At 46.1% G+C, this 20,713-nt stretch carries 18 protein-coding genes and 2 tRNA genes; 2 read left to right on the forward strand and 18 right to left on the reverse strand.

The window, feature by feature from the left end:
- The first annotated feature begins 73 nt into the window (after positions 1–73).
- A complete protein-coding gene (locus Q4Q52_RS12475; protein ID WP_311899856.1) occupies positions 74–2,128 on the forward strand; it encodes an EAL domain-containing protein in 2,055 nt (684 codons plus the stop codon).
- A gap of 167 nt (positions 2,129–2,295) precedes the next feature.
- Here Q4Q52_RS12475 and rpsO read toward each other — a convergent pair whose 3' ends face one another.
- From rpsO to rlmE, 14 genes are all read right to left on the reverse strand, one after another.
- The gene (gene rpsO / locus Q4Q52_RS12480; protein WP_106651344.1) at positions 2,296–2,565 is read right to left on the reverse strand and encodes a 30S ribosomal protein S15; all 270 of its coding nucleotides are present in this window, start codon (positions 2,563–2,565) and stop codon (positions 2,296–2,298) included.
- Positions 2,566–2,714: 149 nt separating this feature from the next.
- Positions 2,715–3,680, reverse strand: coding sequence for a tRNA pseudouridine(55) synthase TruB (gene truB, locus Q4Q52_RS12485; RefSeq protein ID WP_220775722.1), 966 nt, complete (start codon positions 3,678–3,680; stop codon positions 2,715–2,717).
- Complete coding sequence (gene rbfA, locus Q4Q52_RS12490; RefSeq protein WP_014620813.1) at positions 3,680–4,138, reverse strand: 30S ribosome-binding factor RbfA; 459 nt, start codon at positions 4,136–4,138, stop codon at positions 3,680–3,682. Before rbfA ends, truB begins: the two co-directional genes overlap by 1 nt.
- Positions 4,139–4,195: 57 nt before the next feature.
- Positions 4,196–6,835 (reverse strand): translation initiation factor IF-2, encoded by a 2,640-nt coding sequence (gene infB / locus Q4Q52_RS12495; protein ID WP_220590917.1) that lies wholly within the window; start codon positions 6,833–6,835, stop codon positions 4,196–4,198.
- A 25-nt stretch (positions 6,836–6,860) separates the two neighbouring features.
- Positions 6,861–8,360 (reverse strand): transcription termination factor NusA, encoded by a 1,500-nt coding sequence (gene nusA / locus Q4Q52_RS12500; RefSeq protein ID WP_259582704.1) that lies wholly within the window; start codon positions 8,358–8,360, stop codon positions 6,861–6,863.
- Between the two features lie 29 nt (positions 8,361–8,389).
- A complete protein-coding gene (gene rimP, locus Q4Q52_RS12505) occupies positions 8,390–8,845 on the reverse strand; it encodes a ribosome maturation factor RimP (protein ID WP_006082718.1) in 456 nt (151 codons plus the stop codon).
- A 173-nt stretch (positions 8,846–9,018) separates the two neighbouring features.
- Positions 9,019–9,095: transfer RNA gene (locus Q4Q52_RS12510), tRNA-Met, on the reverse strand.
- An 82-nt stretch (positions 9,096–9,177) separates the two neighbouring features.
- Positions 9,178–9,264 (reverse strand) — tRNA-Leu (locus Q4Q52_RS12515).
- 11 nt (positions 9,265–9,275) lie between these two features.
- Complete coding sequence (gene secG, locus Q4Q52_RS12520) at positions 9,276–9,611, reverse strand: preprotein translocase subunit SecG (RefSeq protein WP_006082719.1); 336 nt, start codon at positions 9,609–9,611, stop codon at positions 9,276–9,278.
- 1 nt (position 9,612) lies between these two features.
- Complete coding sequence (gene tpiA, locus Q4Q52_RS12525; RefSeq protein ID WP_311990755.1) at positions 9,613–10,395, reverse strand: triose-phosphate isomerase; 783 nt, start codon at positions 10,393–10,395, stop codon at positions 9,613–9,615.
- Between the two features lie 194 nt (positions 10,396–10,589).
- Complete coding sequence (gene glmM / locus Q4Q52_RS12530) at positions 10,590–11,927, reverse strand: phosphoglucosamine mutase (protein ID WP_037392637.1); 1,338 nt, start codon at positions 11,925–11,927, stop codon at positions 10,590–10,592.
- Between the two features lie 80 nt (positions 11,928–12,007).
- Positions 12,008–12,841 (reverse strand): dihydropteroate synthase, encoded by an 834-nt coding sequence (gene folP / locus Q4Q52_RS12535; RefSeq protein WP_311906391.1) that lies wholly within the window; start codon positions 12,839–12,841, stop codon positions 12,008–12,010.
- A gap of 210 nt (positions 12,842–13,051) precedes the next feature.
- Positions 13,052–15,025 (reverse strand): ATP-dependent zinc metalloprotease FtsH, encoded by a 1,974-nt coding sequence (gene ftsH / locus Q4Q52_RS12540; protein ID WP_011847519.1) that lies wholly within the window; start codon positions 15,023–15,025, stop codon positions 13,052–13,054.
- A 29-nt stretch (positions 15,026–15,054) separates the two neighbouring features.
- Positions 15,055–15,684 carry a 23S rRNA (uridine(2552)-2'-O)-methyltransferase RlmE gene (gene rlmE, locus Q4Q52_RS12545; RefSeq protein WP_006082724.1) on the reverse strand — a complete coding sequence of 210 codons (630 nt, stop codon included), beginning with the start codon at positions 15,682–15,684 and terminating at the stop codon, positions 15,055–15,057.
- Between the two features lie 90 nt (positions 15,685–15,774).
- Between rlmE and yhbY the strand changes: the two genes are divergently transcribed.
- Positions 15,775–16,074, forward strand: a complete 300-nt coding sequence (yhbY, locus tag Q4Q52_RS12550) for a ribosome assembly RNA-binding protein YhbY (protein WP_006082725.1) — start codon at positions 15,775–15,777, stop codon at positions 16,072–16,074.
- A gap of 83 nt (positions 16,075–16,157) precedes the next feature.
- Here the strand turns inward: yhbY and secF are convergent, their stop codons facing one another.
- The 4 genes from secF to greA form a co-directional block, all read right to left on the reverse strand.
- A complete protein-coding gene (gene secF / locus Q4Q52_RS12555) occupies positions 16,158–17,060 on the reverse strand; it encodes a protein translocase subunit SecF (RefSeq protein ID WP_006082726.1) in 903 nt (300 codons plus the stop codon).
- A gap of 2 nt (positions 17,061–17,062) precedes the next feature.
- A complete protein-coding gene (gene secD, locus Q4Q52_RS12560; RefSeq protein ID WP_311990756.1) occupies positions 17,063–18,877 on the reverse strand; it encodes a protein translocase subunit SecD in 1,815 nt (604 codons plus the stop codon).
- Positions 18,878–19,103: 226 nt separating this feature from the next.
- Positions 19,104–19,712 carry a hypothetical protein gene (locus Q4Q52_RS12565; RefSeq protein ID WP_311990784.1) on the reverse strand — a complete coding sequence of 203 codons (609 nt, stop codon included), beginning with the start codon at positions 19,710–19,712 and terminating at the stop codon, positions 19,104–19,106.
- A gap of 456 nt (positions 19,713–20,168) precedes the next feature.
- On the reverse strand, positions 20,169–20,645 hold the full coding sequence (greA, locus tag Q4Q52_RS12570; protein ID WP_028761461.1) for a transcription elongation factor GreA: 477 nt from the start codon (positions 20,643–20,645) through the stop codon (positions 20,169–20,171).
- Positions 20,646–20,713: the final 68 nt, after the last annotated feature.

Consider the following 20,713-nt stretch of genomic DNA (forward strand, 5'->3'; position numbering starts at 1 on the left):
ACAAAGAGTTGCGGTTTACATTGATACGGAAATTCTCGCAGATGGTGAATAATTATCATAAAGGATGCGCCCGATGACAGGCCGTTTTAAGTCACTGACGTGGAAACAAACTAATCTAGTCGTATTTACCGCCCTCTTTTTTGCCATTGCAATTTTTATTGTTGAAATCGCTTTAGTCGTCGTATCAACCAAACAACAGCTCACAACTACCCAGCAAGAACTCCTTGATTCAGTTGAACAACCAGCAGCAAATGCCGTCTGGGCTTTGGATGATAATTTAGCCCGCCAAACATTAGAAGGGGCCATTAAGGTTGAACATGTCGGCTCAGCAGTGATTGAGCTGGACGATGGTTCCATGTTTGTTTCAGTCAGCAATAATAAAAAGAACAACTCGCAGACTTTTATCAGCTTAAGTAACAAATTATTTGATGATCTCAAGGAAATATCTCGCCCGCTGTACCGCCCTTTTTATTTTGAAGGCACCCAACAGCAACAACTTATCGGCACATTAACAGTTTTCTACGACACCCAAGAGCTGACAAATACCCTTTTCTCACAGTTAAGATTTAGTTTTTTCGCCACACTTGCCCGCGCTCTCTTGCTCACCTTAGTATTATCTGTCGTCTTCCATCGCTTCTTAACTCAGCCTATAGCACGCATCAGCGAGGCCATAGATAAGATTGAGCCCGACTCTCCGGACGAAAACCTCTTACCTATGTCCAATGCGCACAAGGATGATGAACTCGGACTAGTGACCTCTAAATTCAACCAAATTCTTATCCAATTTAGCCAGACCCAATCCAAACTGCGCAAGATGGCGACCCGAGATCCGCTAACAGGCTTACCCAACCGCACGCTATTGCTTGAAACCATCGCAGTCACAATCCAACGTTCGCGAGTACACAAACGCAGCTTTGCCTTGATGTTTATCGACTTAGACCGCTTTAAGAATATCAACGATTCCCTTGGCCACGCATTAGGCGATCAATTTCTTGCCCGTATTGCCCGCATCCTTGAACGCTTCGTTGGCGATAAAGGCACAGTTTCCCGCTTAGGAGGCGATGAATTTGTTATTCTGGCTGATACAGTTCACACCCCAGACCAAGCGGCAGATTTTGTAGATAAGCTACTGATCCAGCTTAATGTCCCTATCCAGTTAAATGAACATGCAATTCATCCTGCGGCATCGATTGGGATTTCTATTTATCCCGAAGACGGTAACAGTGCTGAAGATTTGATCCGTCACGCTGACATTGCCATGTACAGCGCGAAAGCTGCAGGCTCGAATCAATGGGCCTTCTTTAAACAGCAGATGACAGAGCGCGCAGCTGTGCGTTTACGCACCGAAGCATCTTTGCATGATGCGTTAAAAAACAACGAATTTTTACTGTATTTTCAGCCAAAACTCGACCTACAAACGGGCAAAGTGATCGCCTGTGAAGCCCTGATCCGCTGGCAAAAAGACGGCCGACTCATCAGTCCGGTTTCTTTTATTCCCGTCGCGGAAGAAACAGGGATCATCATTCCAATTGGACGCTGGGTAATAGAACAAAGCTGCAAAGTCTTGAGGGAGTGGCAGAAAAAATATAACTATGCCATCCCAATTGCGATTAATGTTGCCTCACAACAATTTGCCGATGCTAGTTTAGTTCCCGATATCAAGCAGATGGCATTACGCTATCAAATCCAACCCGAGTTGTTGGAAATTGAAATCACTGAAACCTCATTGATGAACGACATTGAATTGGCTATCGCTAAACTTGAGCAACTAAAATCTGCAGGATTTGGTATTGCCGTCGATGACTTCGGCACTGGGTATTCATCACTTTCTTACCTACGCCATTTACCCATCACCACCATGAAAATTGACCGCTGTTTCGTGTCCGATTTACCAGGGGATAGTGCAATCGCATCGACCATTTTGATGTTGGGTAAGCAGCTTAATTTGACCATTGTGGCCGAAGGAATTGAAAACGAGCAGCAATTGAATTGGTTGAAGGAGAATCAGTGCCAAGTCGGCCAAGGTTTCTATTTTAGCCAACCCTTGCCCCAAGCGGAATTTGAAGCCCTGTATATAGCGACACAGACAGCAACGATAAGCACTTTAGATGGACTACGTGGTGCTTAGAGTTCTTTAATCAAACCCAAGATTTAGGCGGCGTTAAGGCCAGCGTAAAGACATAATATCGACATGCTCCGGCCTAAATCCTACACAGCTTGATTTAATCATCTACTGAATTTTAGGCAATAAAAAAGGAGGCTTAAGCCTCCTTTTTCACGCTAGTCAACGCGAGATTAACGACGTAAACCTAACTTTTGGATCAGTGCAGTGTAACGTGCTAAATCAGTACGTTTCAGGTAAGCAGTTAACTTACGACGTGAGCTAACCATACGTAACAGACCACGACGTGAGTGGTGATCGTGAATGTGCTCTTTGAAGTGATCTTGCAAATGGTTGATTTGCGCAGTTAACAAAGCAACTTGAACTTCAGTTGAACCAGTGTCGTTTTCGCCACGGCCAAATTCAGCCAAAATTTTTGCTTTTGCTTCAGTACTTAGTGACATGTATATCTCCAAATAAATAATTATGAATCTCTAGCCGATCACTAACTCAGCCAGAGGGCGCGCTATTCTACCCAGAAACCCACCCTAGCGCAATAAAAGGTGGAGACTAATCCATGAACAAATTAATTAATTTGTTCATGGATAGCAGACTAATGCGATTCTACAGGCTCATCATGGATTACTATGAGTCGTTTCGGCGCAAGTAAGCCGTCTTCGTTCATAGTACCAATCCCCACAAATCGGCGGATGTCACCTAAAGTGATACGCACCAGTTCATCGGTTTTCAAGTCTGCATTAACGGGCACCCGAACAGCCTGACCTTGCATTAAGTAAGGGGCGATTGCATCTGGCACATTCACCTCAGGAAAATCGGCCACGGCCGTGTCCATAGGTAACAAGAGCGGATCGAGTAAAACACTCGGATCTATCTGTTGTTCATGTGCTTGGGCAACAAGCGCTTCAAGTTGTTCTAAGGTAACCATTCTTGCATAGGGATATTGTGCAACTTGAGTGCGACGCAACATGATCACATGGGCGCCACATCCGAGCATTTCGCCGAGATCGTCTATGATAGTGCGAATATAAGTGCCCTTAGAACAATGAATGTCTAAGGTCAACTCATCGCCTTCAAGACCGATAAAATTAAGCTCAAATACCGTAATAGGGCGAGATTCGCGCGGCACTTCAATGCCTTCACGGGCATATTTATACAGGGGCTGGCCCTGATATTTAAGCGCGGAATACATAGAAGGCACTTGCTGAGTCTCACCACGGAAGAAATCAAGCGCGGTTAATAACTGCGCTTCAGTAAAATCAATGGCGCGGGTTTGCACCACTTCGCCATCGGAATCACTGGTATCCGTTCGCTCGCCAAGCTTTGCGGTAACTAAATAGCGTTTATCGGCATCTAACAGATGCTGGGAAAACTTAGTCCCTTCGCCTAAGCACACAGGTAACATACCTGTTGCTAACGGATCGAGTGCGCCCGTATGCCCTGCTTTGTTCGCATTAAAAAAGCGCTTTACCCTTTGCAATGCAAAGTTAGAACTCATGCCAGTGGATTTATCCAGCAGCACTATCCCATCAATAAAACGACCTTTTGGACGACGAGCCATTAATCTTTACCTTCCGTTTCATCTGCATCATCGGCAACATCATCACCTAAGACTTCATCTTCAACCGATGCGTCTTCGCTGCCAAATTGCTGCTGCTTCGCTTTGTCTTGGTTGATCACTTGGCTAACTAAGTTAGACATGCGCATACCTTCAACGAGCGAGCTATCATAGATAAAACGCAGTTCAGGCATCACACGCAGCTTCATACGGCCCGCCACTAAAGTGCGGATATAAGGAGCGGCGCTGATCAAAGCGTTTAGCTTTTCTTGAACAACGGCTTTGTCTTCCTCAAAAAAAGTCACGAAGACTTTGGCATAACTAAGGTCACGTGAGACATCGACGTCATTCACGGTTACAAAGCCAATACGAGGATCTTTCATGTCGCGCTGTAGCACTTGAGCAAGTTCTTGCTGAAGCTGCTGAGCGATTCGACGAGTACGACTGAATTCTTTTGCCATAATATTTCTTACCATAGCTTAAATTGATAAGGGCGGCTAAAGCCGCCCTTATTATCGTTACAGAGTACGAGCAATCTCGACGGTTTCGAATACTTCGATTTGGTCGCCTACGCGAACATCGTTGTAGTTCTTAACGCCAATACCACATTCCATACCATTGCGAACTTCAGCAACGTCGTCTTTAAAGCGACGTAGCGATTCAAGTTCACCTTCGTAGATAACCACGTTATCACGTAGTACGCGAATTGGTGCGCTACGCTTGATGGTACCTTCGGTAACCATACAGCCAGCAATTGCACCCAGCTTAGGTGATTTGAATACGTCACGAACTTCAGCCAGACCGATAATTTGTTGCTTGAATTCAGGAGACAGCATACCTGTCATCGCTGCACGAACTTCATCAATCAAATTATAGATAACGCTGTAGTAACGTAAATCAACACTTTCACTGTCGATTGTCTTACGCGCTTGTGCATCGGCACGCACGTTAAAGCCAACCAGGATAGCGTTAGAAGCTGCCGCTAAGGTTGCATCCGTTTCAGTAAGAGCACCCACACCGCGAGCGATGATGTTCACTTTCACTTCGTCGGTAGACAGACCGGTTAACGAGTCAGTAATCGCTTCGAGTGAACCTTGTACGTCAGCTTTAAGAACGATGTTCAGTTCTTTCACTTCGCCGTCTGTCATGTTCGCGAACATGTTTTCTAGCTTAGATTTTTGCTGGCGTGCCAGTTTCACATCACGGAACTTACCTTGACGATACAGGGCAACTTCACGCGCTTTACGCTCGTCACGTACTACTGTTGCTTCATCACCTGCAGACGGAACGCCTGACAGACCCAGAATTTCAACAGGAATAGATGGACCCGCTTCAGTGATTGAACGACCGTTCTCGTCTTTCATTGCACGGATTTTACCGTACTCAAGACCACACAGAACGATATCACCTTGGCGCAAAGTACCTTCTTGAACCAGAATCGTTGCCACTGGGCCGCGACCTTTGTCCAATTGTGATTCAATGACCACACCGGCAGCCATACCATCACGTACCGCTTTCAGTTCGAGAACTTCAGCTTGCAACAAAATGCCTTCTAACAGTTCATCTACGCCTTCACCTGTCTTAGCTGAAACGAAGGCAAACATGTTGTCCCCACCCCAATCTTCAGACATTACGCCGTGTTGTGACAATTCGCTCTTAACACGATCGATATCCGCTTCCGGCTTATCCATCTTGTTCACAGCCACGATTAATGGCACGTTACCGGCTTTAGCATGTTGAATAGCTTCGATAGTTTGCGGCATTACACCGTCATCGGCAGCAACAACTAATACAACGATATCCGTTGCCTTGGCACCACGGGCACGCATTGCAGTAAACGCGGCGTGACCAGGAGTATCAAGGAAAGTGATCATGCCGTTTTCAGTTTCAACATGGTATGCACCGATATGCTGAGTAATACCACCGGCTTCGCCAGCAGCCACTTTAGCGCGGCGAATATAGTCGAGTAGTGACGTCTTACCGTGGTCAACGTGACCCATGATAGTCACAACTGGTGCACGAGATTCTAGCTTGATGCCATCTTCATCGTCACGGTCTTGCATCACTTGGTGCTCAAGTTCGTTTTCACGGATAAGCACAACTTTGTGACCCATTTCTTCAGCAACTAACTGGGCGGTCTCTTGATCTAACACTTGGTTGATCGTAACCATAGAACCCATTTTCATCATTTGCTTGATGATTTCAGTCGCTTTCACTGCCATTAAATGCGCAAGTTCAGAAACAGTCACAGTTTCACCGATACGCACATCACGGCTTACCGCTGCAACTGGCTTATTAAAGCCGTGCGCCATAGACTCAGGTGCAGTACTGCGGTTACGCATGTGTTTTTCACGGCCGTCACGGGCATCTTTGCCACCACGTTTTTTGGCGTTACTCTTGTTACGAGCACGACGTCCGCGTTTTTCTTCATCCAGATCAGAGGTATCTTCAGCAGCACGCGCTACTTTAGAGGTGGTGATGTGGTGATCGCCGTTTTTCTCAGCTTCTAAACGTTGACGTTCTTCTTCAGCCCAACGCTTAGAGTTTTCTTCTGCAAGTAAACGCGCTTTTTCAGCGGCTTTAGCCGCTTCTTCATCTTGCTTACGCTTAGTTGCCGCTTCTTGTGCCGCTTTTAAACGCTCAGCTTCTAAACGTGCCGCTTCAGCTTCTGGTGAAGTATCTTTGGTCACTTTCACTTCGGCTGCTGCTTTGGCTTTCGCCTTAGCTTCTGCATCCGCTTTTGCCTTCGCATCAGCTTCTGCTTTCGCTTTTGCCGCAGCAGCATCTGCTTCGGCCTTTGCTTTTGCCAAAGCTTCTGCTTCGGCCTTCGCTTCTTCTTCAGCCTTCAGAGTAGCCTCATTAGCATCACGCTTGACGAAAGTTCGTGTTTTACGAACTTCAACTTTAACATCTTTAGATTGACCACCATTACCAGCCACACTTAGGGTCGATACGGTTTTACGCTGCAACGTCATTTTCGTTGGCGCATTTTCGCCACCGTGCTGCTTTTTCAGATAATCCAGTAACTGCTGCTTTTCAGCTTCAGTCACGTTATCAGCTTGGCCTTTCTTAATTCCAGCCTGAGAGAATTGCTCAATCAGACGTTCAACACTTTTACCCACTTCCGTGGCCAATTTCTCTACGGTAGTATCTGCCATCAGTTAAATCCCCCTGTTGATCGACTTATGCTTCTTCGCCAAACCAACAGATATTGCGGGCTGCCATGATGAGCTCACCTGCTTTTTCTTCTGTCAATTCTTCAATTTCGATCAAATCATCAATGCCTTGTTCAGCCAAGTCTTCTAGAGTCACAATACCTTTGCTAGCGAAAACATAGGCTAAGTGTCTGTCAACACCTTCAAGTGCTAGCAACTCTTCACTTGGCTCCACACCATCCAGTGCTTCTTCAGTAGCGAGAGCTCGAGTTGAGATCGCCGCTTTTGCACGTTCACGTAAGGCTTCAACGAGATCTTCGTCAAAACCGTCAATCGCCAATAGTTCAGACACAGGCACATAGGCAACTTCTTCGAGCGACGTAAAGCCCTCGTCCGCCAGTACTTGTGCAAAATCTTCATCGACATCCAGTGAGTTAACGAATAAATCAACCACCTTGGCACTTTCTGCCTGGTGTTTCTTATTCATATCGTCCACTGTCATAACGTTCAGAACCCAACCTGTCAGCTGTGTTGCTAAACGTACGTTCTGGCCATTACGTCCAATGGCTTGTGCCAAACTATCTGCTTCAACAGCGATATCCATTGAATGGTTATCTTCGTCAACTATGATAGAGGCCACATCGGCTGGCGCCATGGCATTGATCACGTATTGTGCTGGATTATCATCCCACAACACGATATCAACACGTTCGCCACCCAGTTCATTCGACACAGCTTGTACACGTGCACCACGCATACCCACACACGCACCGATAGGATCGATACGACGGTCATTTGACTTAACGGCGATTTTAGCGCGCGCGCCTGGATCACGGGCTGCGCCCATAATCTCAATCAGTTCATCAGCAATTTCAGGTACTTCTACACGGAAAAGCTCGATCAGCATTTCAGGTTTAGTACGGCTTAAGAATAACTGCGCGCCGCGAGCTTCTGGGCGTACTGAGTACAATAATGCACGTACGCGGTCGCCTGGACGGAAAGATTCACGTGAAATTAAATCTTCACGGAACAACACGCCGTCAGCGTTATTACCTAAGTCAACCACTACGCTTTCGCGAGTTGCTTTTTTGACTATACCAGTGATTAACTCACCTTCTTGATCTTGGAACTGTTCAACCACTTGAGCACGTTCAGCTTCACGTACTTTCTGTACGATCACTTGCTTAGCGGTTTGAGTGGTAATACGGTCAAACACCACTGACTCGATATCGTCTTCGATAAACTCACCAGGTTGGATGTCTGGATTTTCGTATCGTGCCGCTTCTAACGTGATTTCGCGGTAAGGATTTTCTAACGCTTCACCGTGATCATCAACCACCATCCAACGACGGAAAGTATCATAACCACCGGTTTTACGGTCGATAGCAACACGAACGTCAATATCACCTTCGTATTTTTTCTTGGTTGCTGTGGCCAGAGCAATCTCTAGCGCTTCAAAAATTTTCTCGCGTGGAACGGCCTTTTCATTTGAAACCGCCTCAGCGACTAGCAGAATCTCTTTATTCATCTCGTCTTGCCTCGTTCACCTTGAAACCATCAAAACTTAGCGATTAAGTTGCCTTTGCGGATATTATCCAATGCGACAACTAACTCTTTACCATTCACTTTCAGTGAGAGCATTTGCCCGTCGACCGCAGTGATGGCGCCTTTTAAATTACGACTGCCGTCAACCGGCATAGTCAATTGAAGCTTTACATCCTCGCCCACATAGCCCGCATACTGCTCAGCAGTAAATAAGGGTCTATCAACGCCTGGCGAAGAAACCTCTAGGGTATATTCTGTAGAAATAGGATCTTCAACATCGAGTACAGCACTGACTTGGCGACTTGCATTGGCACAATCTTCAATATTGATACCATTCTCACCATCAATGAACACTCGCAGTGTGGAATGCTTACCCGCTTGAACATATTCAATGCCCCATAGCTGAAAGCCTAATGCTTCCACAGGTACTTTGAGCATTTCTGCCAGTCTGAATTCTAACGTTGCCAAGATTGACCCCCGAAAAAACAAAAAAGGGCTTAATAGCCCTAGTACAACGCCACATACTAAGCATGCGACAAATTTAAAAGTCCCAGATAACAAAAAACCCCGTAATCACGAGGTCATTAATTTCAAGAACCTGTAAACCATAACGAATTCAAACACTATTCGTTACTAGGAGCTGGTTGCGGGGGCCGGATTTGAACCGACGACCTTCGGGTTATGAGCCCGACGAGCTACCATGCTGCTCCACCCCGCGTCAACTGTGTGCAAGTATATTGACTATCGTCATTTCTTGCAATAACTAAGAGAGAACTTATGTCGTCTATCTTAGTTATATTTGGTGCCGAGAGCGGGACTTGAACCCGCACGACCGTTAGGTCACAGCCACCTCAAGGCTGCGCGTCTACCAATTTCGCCACCTCGGCGACACCTTTTACTAGTCAGGAATTTTCGTTTCTGACTTTTGGGTTCCTTGCTCAACAGGTTGTGTGACCTGTTCAGTGTCTGAACCTAAATTTTTCCATGAATCTTCATTTTTTGCGTGGTTTGCACTTAAGTTGCCAATCAGCAGACTTAAAGTAAAAAACGCAATGGCAAGAATCGCCGTAGTGCGTGTCAGGAAGTTACCTGAACCGCTTGAACCAAACAGAGTACCTGATGCACCGGCGCCAAAAGAGGCCCCCATGTCAGCTCCCTTACCTTGCTGAATTAATACTAGGCCGATCAGACCTAATGCAACCAACAAGTAAATAACTACTAGAACTTCATACATATTATGCGCTCATCGCTATGGTACACAGACTTAAAAACTCGCTAGAGTTTAAGCTAGCACCGCCAATCAGTCCACCATCAACATCAGGTTGGGCAAATAAATCTGCAGCATTACTCGGTGTTACACTACCACCGTAGAGAATCCTGATATTTTCTCCGATAAACGGAGACACTTCAGAGAGGCGTTTGCGAATAAACGCATGAACTTCTTGTGCCTGCTCTGGTGTAGCGCTTTTACCTGTCCCTACAGCCCAAAGTGGCTCGTAGGCGATAATGGCGTTATCAAAAGCCATAGTGCCATTTTTCTGGATCACTATATCCAACTCTTCCGCAATCACCTCAAAGGTGCGTCTTGCTTCACGTGCTGGACCTGACTCACCCACACATAAAATGGGAGTTAAGCCATGCTTTTGTGCAGCGGCGAATTTCTCCGCTACGATATTACTCGTCTCTCCGTACATACGGCGACGTTCTGAATGTCCGATAATCACATATCGACATCCTGAATCTTTGAGCATCTGACCTGAAATTTCTCCGGTATAAGCGCCAAAGTCATGTTGACTCAGGTTTTGTGCGCCCATCCTAACAAGTGAACCGTCTAACGCTTCCTTGTTTGCTTCTAGCAGTTGCCTAACGCTCTCTAGATAGATAGAAGGCGGGCATAAAACCACTTCAGCTGAATCATTTTGGAGCTTAGAGGCAAATTTTTTGAACAACTCTTGGGCTAATGCCGCACTGCCGTTCATCTTCCAATTGCCAGCTACCATAGGACGTCTGAGTGCCATCACTGTCTCCTCTGAAAGCGGCGTGAATAATAGCGAACCACTTATTAAGTTACAATAGCTAAATTCGAATTTTTTCAGATATCAGGTTGGAATGCTTATTTTTTGCACGTCAAAGCAGATTTCTGTTCATTTGTGCAGCTAACACCTTAATTTTAAATTGGTATCAGCCGCACTCATTACAAAATAGGCAAATATTAGCTTGCCGATTTTACGGCATCCGCAATCAAATTTGCGTGCGCCAATACTGCACTATGATCGTCACCTTCTACCATGACGCGGATCAAAGGTTCTGTACCTGACTTACGTAATAGTACTCGACCACGTACGCCAAGCTCAGATTCAACCTGTGCCTGTGCCGCTTTTACTTTATCTGATTTAAGTGGGTCATGCTCGCCCTCAAAGCGCACATTGACTAACACCTGTGGCAACATTTCCATCGCTGAAGTCAGTTCTTCTAGCGTGGCATTTTGGCGACGCATGGCCGCTAACACTAAAATCCCCGCGACAATACCATCACCGGTTGTGCCGTGGTCAAGATTAAGGATATGCCCTGAATTCTCGCCACCGATGCGCCAATCGAGTTCTTTCAGTAATTCCATCACATAGCGGTCGCCCACTTTTGAACGTGCAAAAGGAATATCTAATGCTTGCAAGGCTAAATCAAGCCCAAGGTTCGACATCAAGGTGCCAACCACACCGCCGCGCAATACGCCGCGGGATTTCGCATCACAGGCCAGAATATATAAAATCTGATCGCCGTCGATGACTTCGCCTTTGCTGTTGACCATCATAATGCGGTCGCCATCGCCGTCTAGCGCGATACCTAAATCGGCACTTTCGGCCAAAACGGTTTCACAAATCTTGCCCATGGACGTTGCGCCCACTTTATCATTAATGTTCATCCCGTTAGGCTTATCACCAATGGCAATCACCTCGGCGCCTAACTCACGGAACACAGCTGGTGCTATATGATAAGTTGCGCCATGGGCACAATCGACCACAATTTTTAGCCCAGTTAACGTGTGTTCTGCAGGGAAGTTACCTTTGCAATACTCGATATAACGACCACGGGCATCTTCAATGCGCGATACCTTGCCTAACAGATGTGATTCAACACAAACGAGGGGCTTTTCAAGCTCAGCTTCGATTTCTAGCTCTAAGTTATCGTCTAACTTACTGCCGTCGGTCGAGAAAAATTTAATGCCGTTATCGTAATAAGGATTGTGTGATGCGCTGATCACCACCCCTGCTTCGGCGCGAAACGTACGCGTCAAATAGGCGACTGCGGGCGTGGGCATAGGCCCCATTAACATCACATTAAGACCTGCGGCAGAAAGACCCGCTTCTAATGCCGACTCAAACATATAACCCGAAATACGGGTATCTTTACCTATGATCACCTTTTTGGTACCACTGCGGGATAATACGCGACCCGCTGCCCAACCTAATTTCAGTGCAAGCTCAGGCGTCATTTGACCTGAACCGACCTTTCCCCGAATACCGTCAGTTCCAAAAAATTTACGTTCTTTCATATCGCCCCACAAACTCAAATGTGTCCCAATGATTTGGGATCATAATATTAATTAAATGCTTAACGAGAGCATAACGATGCTTAAAAATACGCTTGTGTCGCTTGTAACACTTTGAGCATATCCACAGTTTCAGCAACGTCATGTACGCGAATGATATGAGCTCCCTTTTGGGCCGCTATCATAGCGCCAGCAAGGCTCCCAGCAAGACGCTCTGAGGTCGGTTTTGCTAAGAGGTTCCCTATCATGCTCTTACGAGATAATCCTATCAATACGGGTAAATCAAACTTGGCAAAACAATCGAGCTTTGCCAGTAATTCATAGTTATGTTCTAAGCTTTTACCAAAGCCAAATCCCGGATCGAGTATTAATAACTCTCGGGGGATCCCAGCTTGTAAGCAAGCGTCAATCCGCTCGGTTAAAAAGCCAGAAACTTCTTCAATAACATCATAATAAGTCGGCGAAGACTGCATGTTCTTCGGCTCGCCCTGCATATGCATTAGGCATATCGGGACGTGCAACTCTGCGGCAGCTTCGAGCGCACCAGGTTCCATCAAGGCACGCACATCATTAATCAGGTGTGCACCCGCAGCGACAGCTTGACGCATCACTTCAGCTTTACTGGTATCAACCGAAATCCACACATCATGGTGCGTCGCCACATATTTTACTAACGGGATCACCCGCGCAAGTTCATCGGCTAGGCTCACCTCGGCGGCGCCGGGCCTTGTCGACTCTCCACCAATGTCTATCATCCCTGCGCCTTGAGCCACCATGTCATCGGCATGCTGACAGGCAAGTTCATAGGAAGAATATTGACCACCGTCGGAAAAGGAATCGGGAGTGACATTCAGAATGCCCATCACTATGGGCGAAGATAACGCGAGGCGTTTAGTGCCAGCAATCAGTTCAAACACGCATTTACTCCAGTAATACGAACATTTACGATTTTACCTATAGGCATAACTTGCGTCATTAGTTTTAGCCTTCACTTTCTATCTGAGGTGACTGATGTCAGAGGCGAAATATCAGTAATGGCAAAGTGGATGAATGACAGCGCAGTCAAATTGCTAACAAGGTAAAACAAGAAAACCCCTTTACGGGGTTTTCTTTTATCTCACAACAAATTACTTAGCAGGTGATTCATCAGGCTCTTTCAAGTCTGGTTCAGCAGACGCTGTAGTCACAGTATCTTCAGCTTTCTCAGCTGGTTCACCATGACCGCTGCCTTTGTCGTTAGAACCATGGTCATCCACTTGCCAATCGGCAGGTTGGCGCACTTCACGACGCTTCATTAAATCGTCAATTTGAAGTGAATCAATGGTTTCATACTTCATTAAGGCTTCTTTCATCGAGTGAAGAATATCGAGGTTATCCGTCAATATCTGTCTCGCTCTCGCGTAGTTCTTGTCGATAAAGACTTTCACTTCCGCGTCGATGATAGTTGCAGTTTCATCGGACATGGCTTTGGCTTTACCCATGCTGCGACCTAAGAACACTTCACCGTCTTCTTCGGCATACAATAATGGACCTAGCTTGTCCGAGAAGCCCCACTGAGTCACCATGTTACGCGCAATAGAGGTCGCGTATTTGATGTCCTGTGATGCGCCAGTCGACACTTTTTCTGTACCGTAGATAAGCTCTTCAGCTAAACGACCGCCGTATGCGACTGAAATTTGGCTTTCTAACTTACGACGGCTCTGACTCACTGAGTCCGCTTCGGGTAAGAAGAAAGTGACACCCAGCGCACGGCCGCGAGGAATGATAGTGACCTTGTGCACAGGATCGTGCTCTGGTACTAAACAACCTACAATTGCATGGCCCGCTTCGTGGTATGCAGTCATTTCTTTTTCAGCTTCAGACATCACCATAGAACGGCGCTCAGCACCCATCATGATTTTATCTTTTGCACGCTCAAATTCTTCCATGCCCACTACTCGGCGATTTCCACGAGCCGCAAACAGGGCCGCTTCGTTAACTAAGTTAGCTAAGTCAGCACCAGAGAAACCTGGGGTACCACGGGCAATTACACTCGCCTTCACATCTTCAGAAAGCGGTACTTTACGCATATGCACTTTCAAAATCTGCTCACGACCACGCACGTCTGGTAAGCCAACGACCACTTGACGGTCAAAACGACCTGGACGCAGCAGTGCAGAATCGAGTACGTCTGGACGGTTAGTTGCCGCGATAACGATAACGCCTTCATTACCTTCGAAGCCGTCCATCTCAACCAGCATTTGGTTCAGTGTTTGCTCACGTTCATCATGACCACCACCTAAACCCGCGCCGCGTTGACGACCGACCGCATCGATTTCATCGATAAAGATGATACAGGGCGCAGACTTTTTCGCTTGTTCGAACATGTCACGCACACGGGATGCACCAACACCAACGAACATTTCAACGAAATCAGAACCCGAGATAGTGAAGAAAGGTACTTTAGATTCACCCGCAATGGCTTTGGCCAGCAAGGTTTTACCTGTACCTGGAGGACCCACCATCAGTACGCCCGTTGGAATACGGCCGCCCAATTTTTGGAATTTAGTTGGGTCACGCAGATAATCAACTAACTCTTTGACTTCTTCTTTTGCTTCGTCACAACCAGCAACATCGGCAAACGTCGTTTTAATCTGATCTTCGCTCATCAGCTTGGCTTTGCTCTTACCAAAGGACATAGCGCCTTTGCCACCGCCGCCTTGCATCTGGCGCATGAAGAAAATCCATACCCCGATAAGCAATAACATAGGGAACCAAGAGATGAAGATTTGGGTTAGGAACCCAGATTCTTCGGCTTCTTGGCCCTTCATGGTGATGCCTTTACGATCAAGATCATTAATTAAATCTTGGTCATATAACGGCATGATAGTCGTGAACTTTTCACCCGTTCGCTTAGCACCTTCAATAGTACGTTGGTCGCTTTTAACTTCAACAGTTGCGACCTGCCCATCACGGACATTATCTAAGAAGGTAGAATAATCCATCTTCTGCGATGACGAAGAAGAGGGGGAGTAACCCTGAAACACTGACATCAGCACAACGGCGATGACAACCCAGAGTATTAGATTTTTTGCCATGTCACTCAAATTACTAGACCTCATTAAGTCTTGCGATTATTAACGCTAGGTTACTACAACTTGTACCCAGTCGCCACAAGATAGACTTCACGGGAACGCGCTCGTGAAGAGTCTGGTTTACGTGTTTTAACGACTTTAAACACTGCTTTTACCGCTTTCATGTATTCGTCAAAGCCCTCCCCCTGAAAGACTTTTACCGCAAAACAGCCATTAGGAGCCAATACTTGATGGCACATATCTAACGCCAACTCCACTAAATACATGGCACGGGGTTGATCAACACTATCTGAACCACTCATGTTGGGCGCCATATCAGACAACACAACGTCAACCTTAGCATCACCGACGCGAGTAAGTAATGCTTGAAGGACTTTATCTTCACGAAAATCCCCTTGCAAAAAATCTACCCCGACGATGGGATCCATAGGCAAAATGTCACAGGCGATGACTTTACCTCTATCTCCCGCTAATTTAACTGCCACTTGAGACCAACCTCCTGGAGCAGCACCGAGATCAACCACAGTCATGCCTGGGCGAATCAGTTGATCCTTTTGCTGGATCTCCTCAAGCTTAAACGCAGCGCGAGATCGCAAGCCCATTTTTTGGGCGAGTTTGACATAGTGATCATCAAAGTGTTCTAGCATCCAGCGATTAGAACTGGCCGTACGTTTTATACCTGACATTTAAAATCCGCAACAATTGAGAGTTACACAAAGGCTATATAAGGGTAGAATAGCCGTTTTTCAACAGTAACTCAGCAAAAGTTGGTAGAAATGAACTTAACAACCAAACAAAAACAGCATTTAAAAGGTCTAGCGCATCCGCTAAAGCCAGTGGTGCTGCTTGGTGCCAATGGATTGACTGAAGGTGTACTCGCTGAAATTGAAAGCGCACTCGCTTATCATGAATTGATTAAAGTGAAAGTAGCCTCTGCCGACAGAGAGCTAAAAAATGCCATCGTTGATGCCATAGTACGTGAAACTCAATCCGCAAAAGTGCAACTTATTGGTCATATTCTGGTGATTTATCGTCAATCACCAGAAATGAAGATTGCTTTGCCAAAGGCAAAGTAATTTTTCTTGATTTTTATTGTGTTAACAAAGAGGCCACTCAATTGAGTGGCCTCTTTGTTTTTACTACAAATTAAAATACAGCACTAAGGCGTATCAGAAATCACTTGTTCCTTATAATGCTCAGGCGTTAAACCTAACAATTCAGGCAATGAGGTGCCAACAGAAATCGATGAGAATGTCCCAGTTAAAATACCGATAAACATCGCAATCGAGAATCCTTCCAGCGGCCCACCACCCATGATCCACAGCGCACCGACCGTCATTAAGGTTGTCCCTGACGTCACCATAGTGCGGGAGAATGTTGCCACAATCGCTTGGTTATTAATCTCTTGAATCGCAAGCTTTGGCTTAGCAATCAATAATTCACGGATACGGTCGGCAATGATGATCGAGTCATTTAACGAATAGCCTAAAATCGCCAGCACAGCCGCCAGTACCGTTAAATTAAACTCCATCTGCGTCAGCGCAAAAAACGCCAGCACAAACACAACGTCGTGTACCAGCGCAAACAAAGCGCCCGATGCGAGTCGCCACTCGAAGCGATAACTTAAATAGCCTAAAATACACAGCATAGCGACTAACAGCGCTAACCCACCCTGCTCCGCCAGTTCTTGACCAATCTGCGGCCCAACAACGCTGCTGTTAAGGACTTGCACTTCAGAGTTAAGTGGCGCTAATGCCTGCTGAATATCGACATTGCTTTGCTCAGTATCAGCACTCTTTATATCACCATAGCGTAATACCCAACGGCCCGGCTCACTGGCCGAGATCACAGAGACTTCCTGCTGATAGGCAGCGTTAAGCAAAGGTTGTAACTCACTGCTGGTGATTTTTCTATCGAGCTGAACTTCAGTCACCACACCACCGGTAAAGTCTAATCCCCAGTTAAAACCCTTTACACCTATGATGGCTAATGACGTTATCATCAATAAAATTGAGATAGCACTGGAGACATAACGCCATTTTGTTAGATTGATATTTTTCATGGTTATACCCTCACATGACGACTAGCATCACGTCCGTAAACTAAGTTAATCAAGGCTCTTGAAGCAAAGATACCGGTAAACATGCTGGTCAACAGACCTAGACCTAAGGTCAAGGCGAAACCTTGAATTGGGCCATTACCTATGGAATACAGCACAACAGCCGTGATCATAGTGGTGAAGTTAGCGTCGAAAATGGTCGAAAACGCACTATCAAACCCCGTATCAATTGCCAGCGCAAAACTGCGACCTTCTTTTAACTTGTCTTTTATTCGCTCAAAAATCAGCACGTTGGTATCGACGGCCATACCTACGGTTAACACTAGGCCAGCAATACCGGGTAAGGTCAGCACAGCACCTGGGATAAGCGCCAGTAGGCCAAACAAGATCACCATATTGGAGATCAGCGCGATATTCGCCACCCAACCGAGACGACGATACCAAAGCGCCATAAACAACAAGGTAATGCCCATACCTAGACCGAGCGCAGCAAAACCGTTTTCAATGTTTTCAGCACCTAACGTCGGGCCAATAGTACGCTCTTCCACAATCGTCACTGGCGCCGTCATAGAGCCCGCTCTTAGTAACAGGGCTAATTGCTGCGCTTCTTGATAAGTGCCCGCGCCTGTGATGCGGAAGCGGTCTCCAAGCTGGGATTGAATGGTCGCAACGCTGATAATCTCTTGATTTTGCTTAGCCTTACCTTGTTCATCACGGCTGTATTCGCTGTAAGACGTCGCCATAGGTTTGCCAATATTGGTACGGGAAAACTCAGACATTTTCTGCCCGCCGACACGGTCGAGGTTAATGTTCACCTCGGCCATGCCCATCTCACCTAAACTCGCTCTGGCATCGACAATGTGATCGCCGCCCAGTACAGGCGTGCGGCTCACATAAATAGGCTTACCCGACTTGTCGTTAAGCACCATGGCATTCACAGAGCCTGACTCTTTCACCTCGAAAAAAGCCAGACTCGCTGTAGCACCAATGACGTTTTTCGCCGCTGCAGGATCTTGCACGCCGGGCAACTCAATCCGAATTCGATGATCGCCTTGGCGCTGCACTAAGGCTTCTGTGATGCCAAGTTCTTCAATACGACTGCGCATTACTTGCAGGTTTTGCTGCACAGTTAAATTACGCAGTTTAGTTTGTTCCTCTTGGCTCAACTTAATCTGTAAACCCGCGCCATCGGCATTAGATAATTGCCAATTGGGATAAGACTGTTTCATCATCTGACGCACGACGGCGCGAGCGTCATTATCGGGCAAGGTCAGGTTTAACTGGCTAGCATGGTCTAAATAGACGCTGGCACCACGGATCTTCTGCTCACGGATAAATTGACGTAGCGAATCAACCAGCGCCTCTGCCTGAGTTTGATACACAGGCTCAACATCCACATCGAGTAAAAACTGCACACCACCACGTAAATCGAGCCCCAGTTTAATCGGCTGAAAACCTAAGTTTTGCAACCAACTTGGCGCCGCACTGGCAAGGGATAAGGTCAACTCCTTGGGCTCTTTGACCATAGACGAAACCAAGGTTTTGACTAAGGTTTGTTGGTTATCCTCATTGAGGACAATTAAGGTTTCACCATTCTTTTGGTCGATACGTTTTACCGTCACGCCTTCAGCTTGTAGCTTATCTCGAAGGGCTACGGGCGTGAGTGTTAACCCAGCCTTAGCGCCTACTTGCACCGCGGCATCCTCACCATAAAATGTCGGCAAGGCACTGAATAACATCACTATGATGGTGACGATAAGCACTAAGTATTTCCAAGCTGAATAGTGATTTAGCAGCCGTTTATTGGGTTTTATTTCCATGGGATTAACTCGCTATTTATCACCTAACTTTTGAGTCAAAGCTAAGCGAACATATTGATATCATTCCGAAACCTATCATTGAGCACCAGCAAATTTAGCCAGTTAAACTCAAGTCATCACAGCGAATATAACCGCGATAGAGATGGTTTCGGTGAGAACAAAAGTGCAATGGCATGCACGTTCAACGGGAGCGAACTCCAGTCGATAGCACACCTAAATAGGTGGGTTAAGCGGCTTGTTGACTAAATCGATATTGAAGATTTGAGACTTTCCACCCGGAAATTCGGGCTGGGGAAGATACAGCTGAAAGCGTCCAGTCGGATGTGATATCCAGAACGGTAGGTTCAACGACATCGGGTGTCGGTTCGGCAGTAAAGTCTACTGCGAGTACATAGACCGGCTTCACCTCACGCACATCGTGTTGGGCAAGACTAATAAAGCGCGGCGAATTGATTGGGGCAAAATTTAAGTCGTCCGAATGACTCACGTAATCTGAGCTTGGACAAGGTGTTGACTGGGATGCTGAGTCTGAGCTGGCACCATGGACATCATGGCTACTCAACGAGCCGCAGCTTTCAACGGTTTGCGCATCAGAATGTGAATTCGATTGAGCAATAGCATCGGGCAAACTTTGAGATTCAGCGCTTGGCTCTGCATCGGGAGTTGAACTATCAAGACTCACAGTGTGCATCTGGGCCGTTTGTTTTAGAGCCGCTTTCTTAAGATTTGTATGTGTCTGAATATAATGATGACTTGTATTACTGCGTTGTACTGAGGTTTTTGGCGTATAGCTAGCCGAGTGAGCAATCAGCATGATCGCCACGCAAACTAACATCAATCCCGTACGCCAGTGTTTTACCAAAGCGTGCCCTCTTATTAAAACGAAAAATAACCCCATTCATGCTTAGCATTTGCTATTTAACGTTAGGGTCTAAAATAAAACTCGTGCTAAATCAATTACACAATACCGAGTTAATTCTGATAAAACTTTCTGATTAAGCTCTAGAGTTGCAGCTTAAGTAAAAGTGCAGCAAGAGACAAATTAATCTTTATCCATCTTTCGAGTTCAACCCTGAAGCGCGTTCTCAATCCATAGCTAAATCTTAAATTCATAGCTAAATCTTAAATCCATAGCTACATCTTAAATTCACATGCAAAACTCAATCTCTAAACATGCATGCCAACTGGATTTACAGATAACAAAAAAACCGCCCGAGGGCGGTTTTAGAACGAGCACAAATCATACTCTCGGCACGACTTAGCAGACTCTATAGCTAAATCGATTCGCTGATTATAAATACTGTACTGAGATGATTTCGTAATCTGTCATGCCACCAGGTGTGGTAATCGACACTTCATCACCTTCATTTTTACCCACTAAGCCACGGGCTATAGGTGAGTTAACTGAAATCAGGTTTTCTTTAATATTCGCTTCATCATCACCGACTATGCGATAAGTCACTTCAACGTCAGTATCGAGATTCAAAATAGTTACAGTGGCGCCAAAAATGATACGACCGTTGTTCACCATCTTAGTGACATCGATAATTTGCGCGTTAGATAACTTACCCTCAATATCACGGATACGTGCTTCACAAATACCTTGTTCCTCACGAGCCGCATGGTATTCCGCGTTTTCTTTCAGGTCGCCTAACTCTCTCGCTGAAGCAATGGCTTCAGTGATCTTAGGGCGACGGTCAAACTTTAGAATATCTAACTCTTTACGCAGCTGCTCTGCACCGACAACTGTCATAGGAACCTTAGTCATAACTTCTTTCGTCTCCTTTAAAACAAAAGCAACCCGTGCCAACGCTAAGGTCAACACAGTCAAATGAG

This window comes from Shewanella sp. SP1S2-4 (assembly GCF_031932075.1).
Classification (GTDB): Bacteria; Pseudomonadota; Gammaproteobacteria; order Enterobacterales; family Shewanellaceae; genus Shewanella; species Shewanella baltica.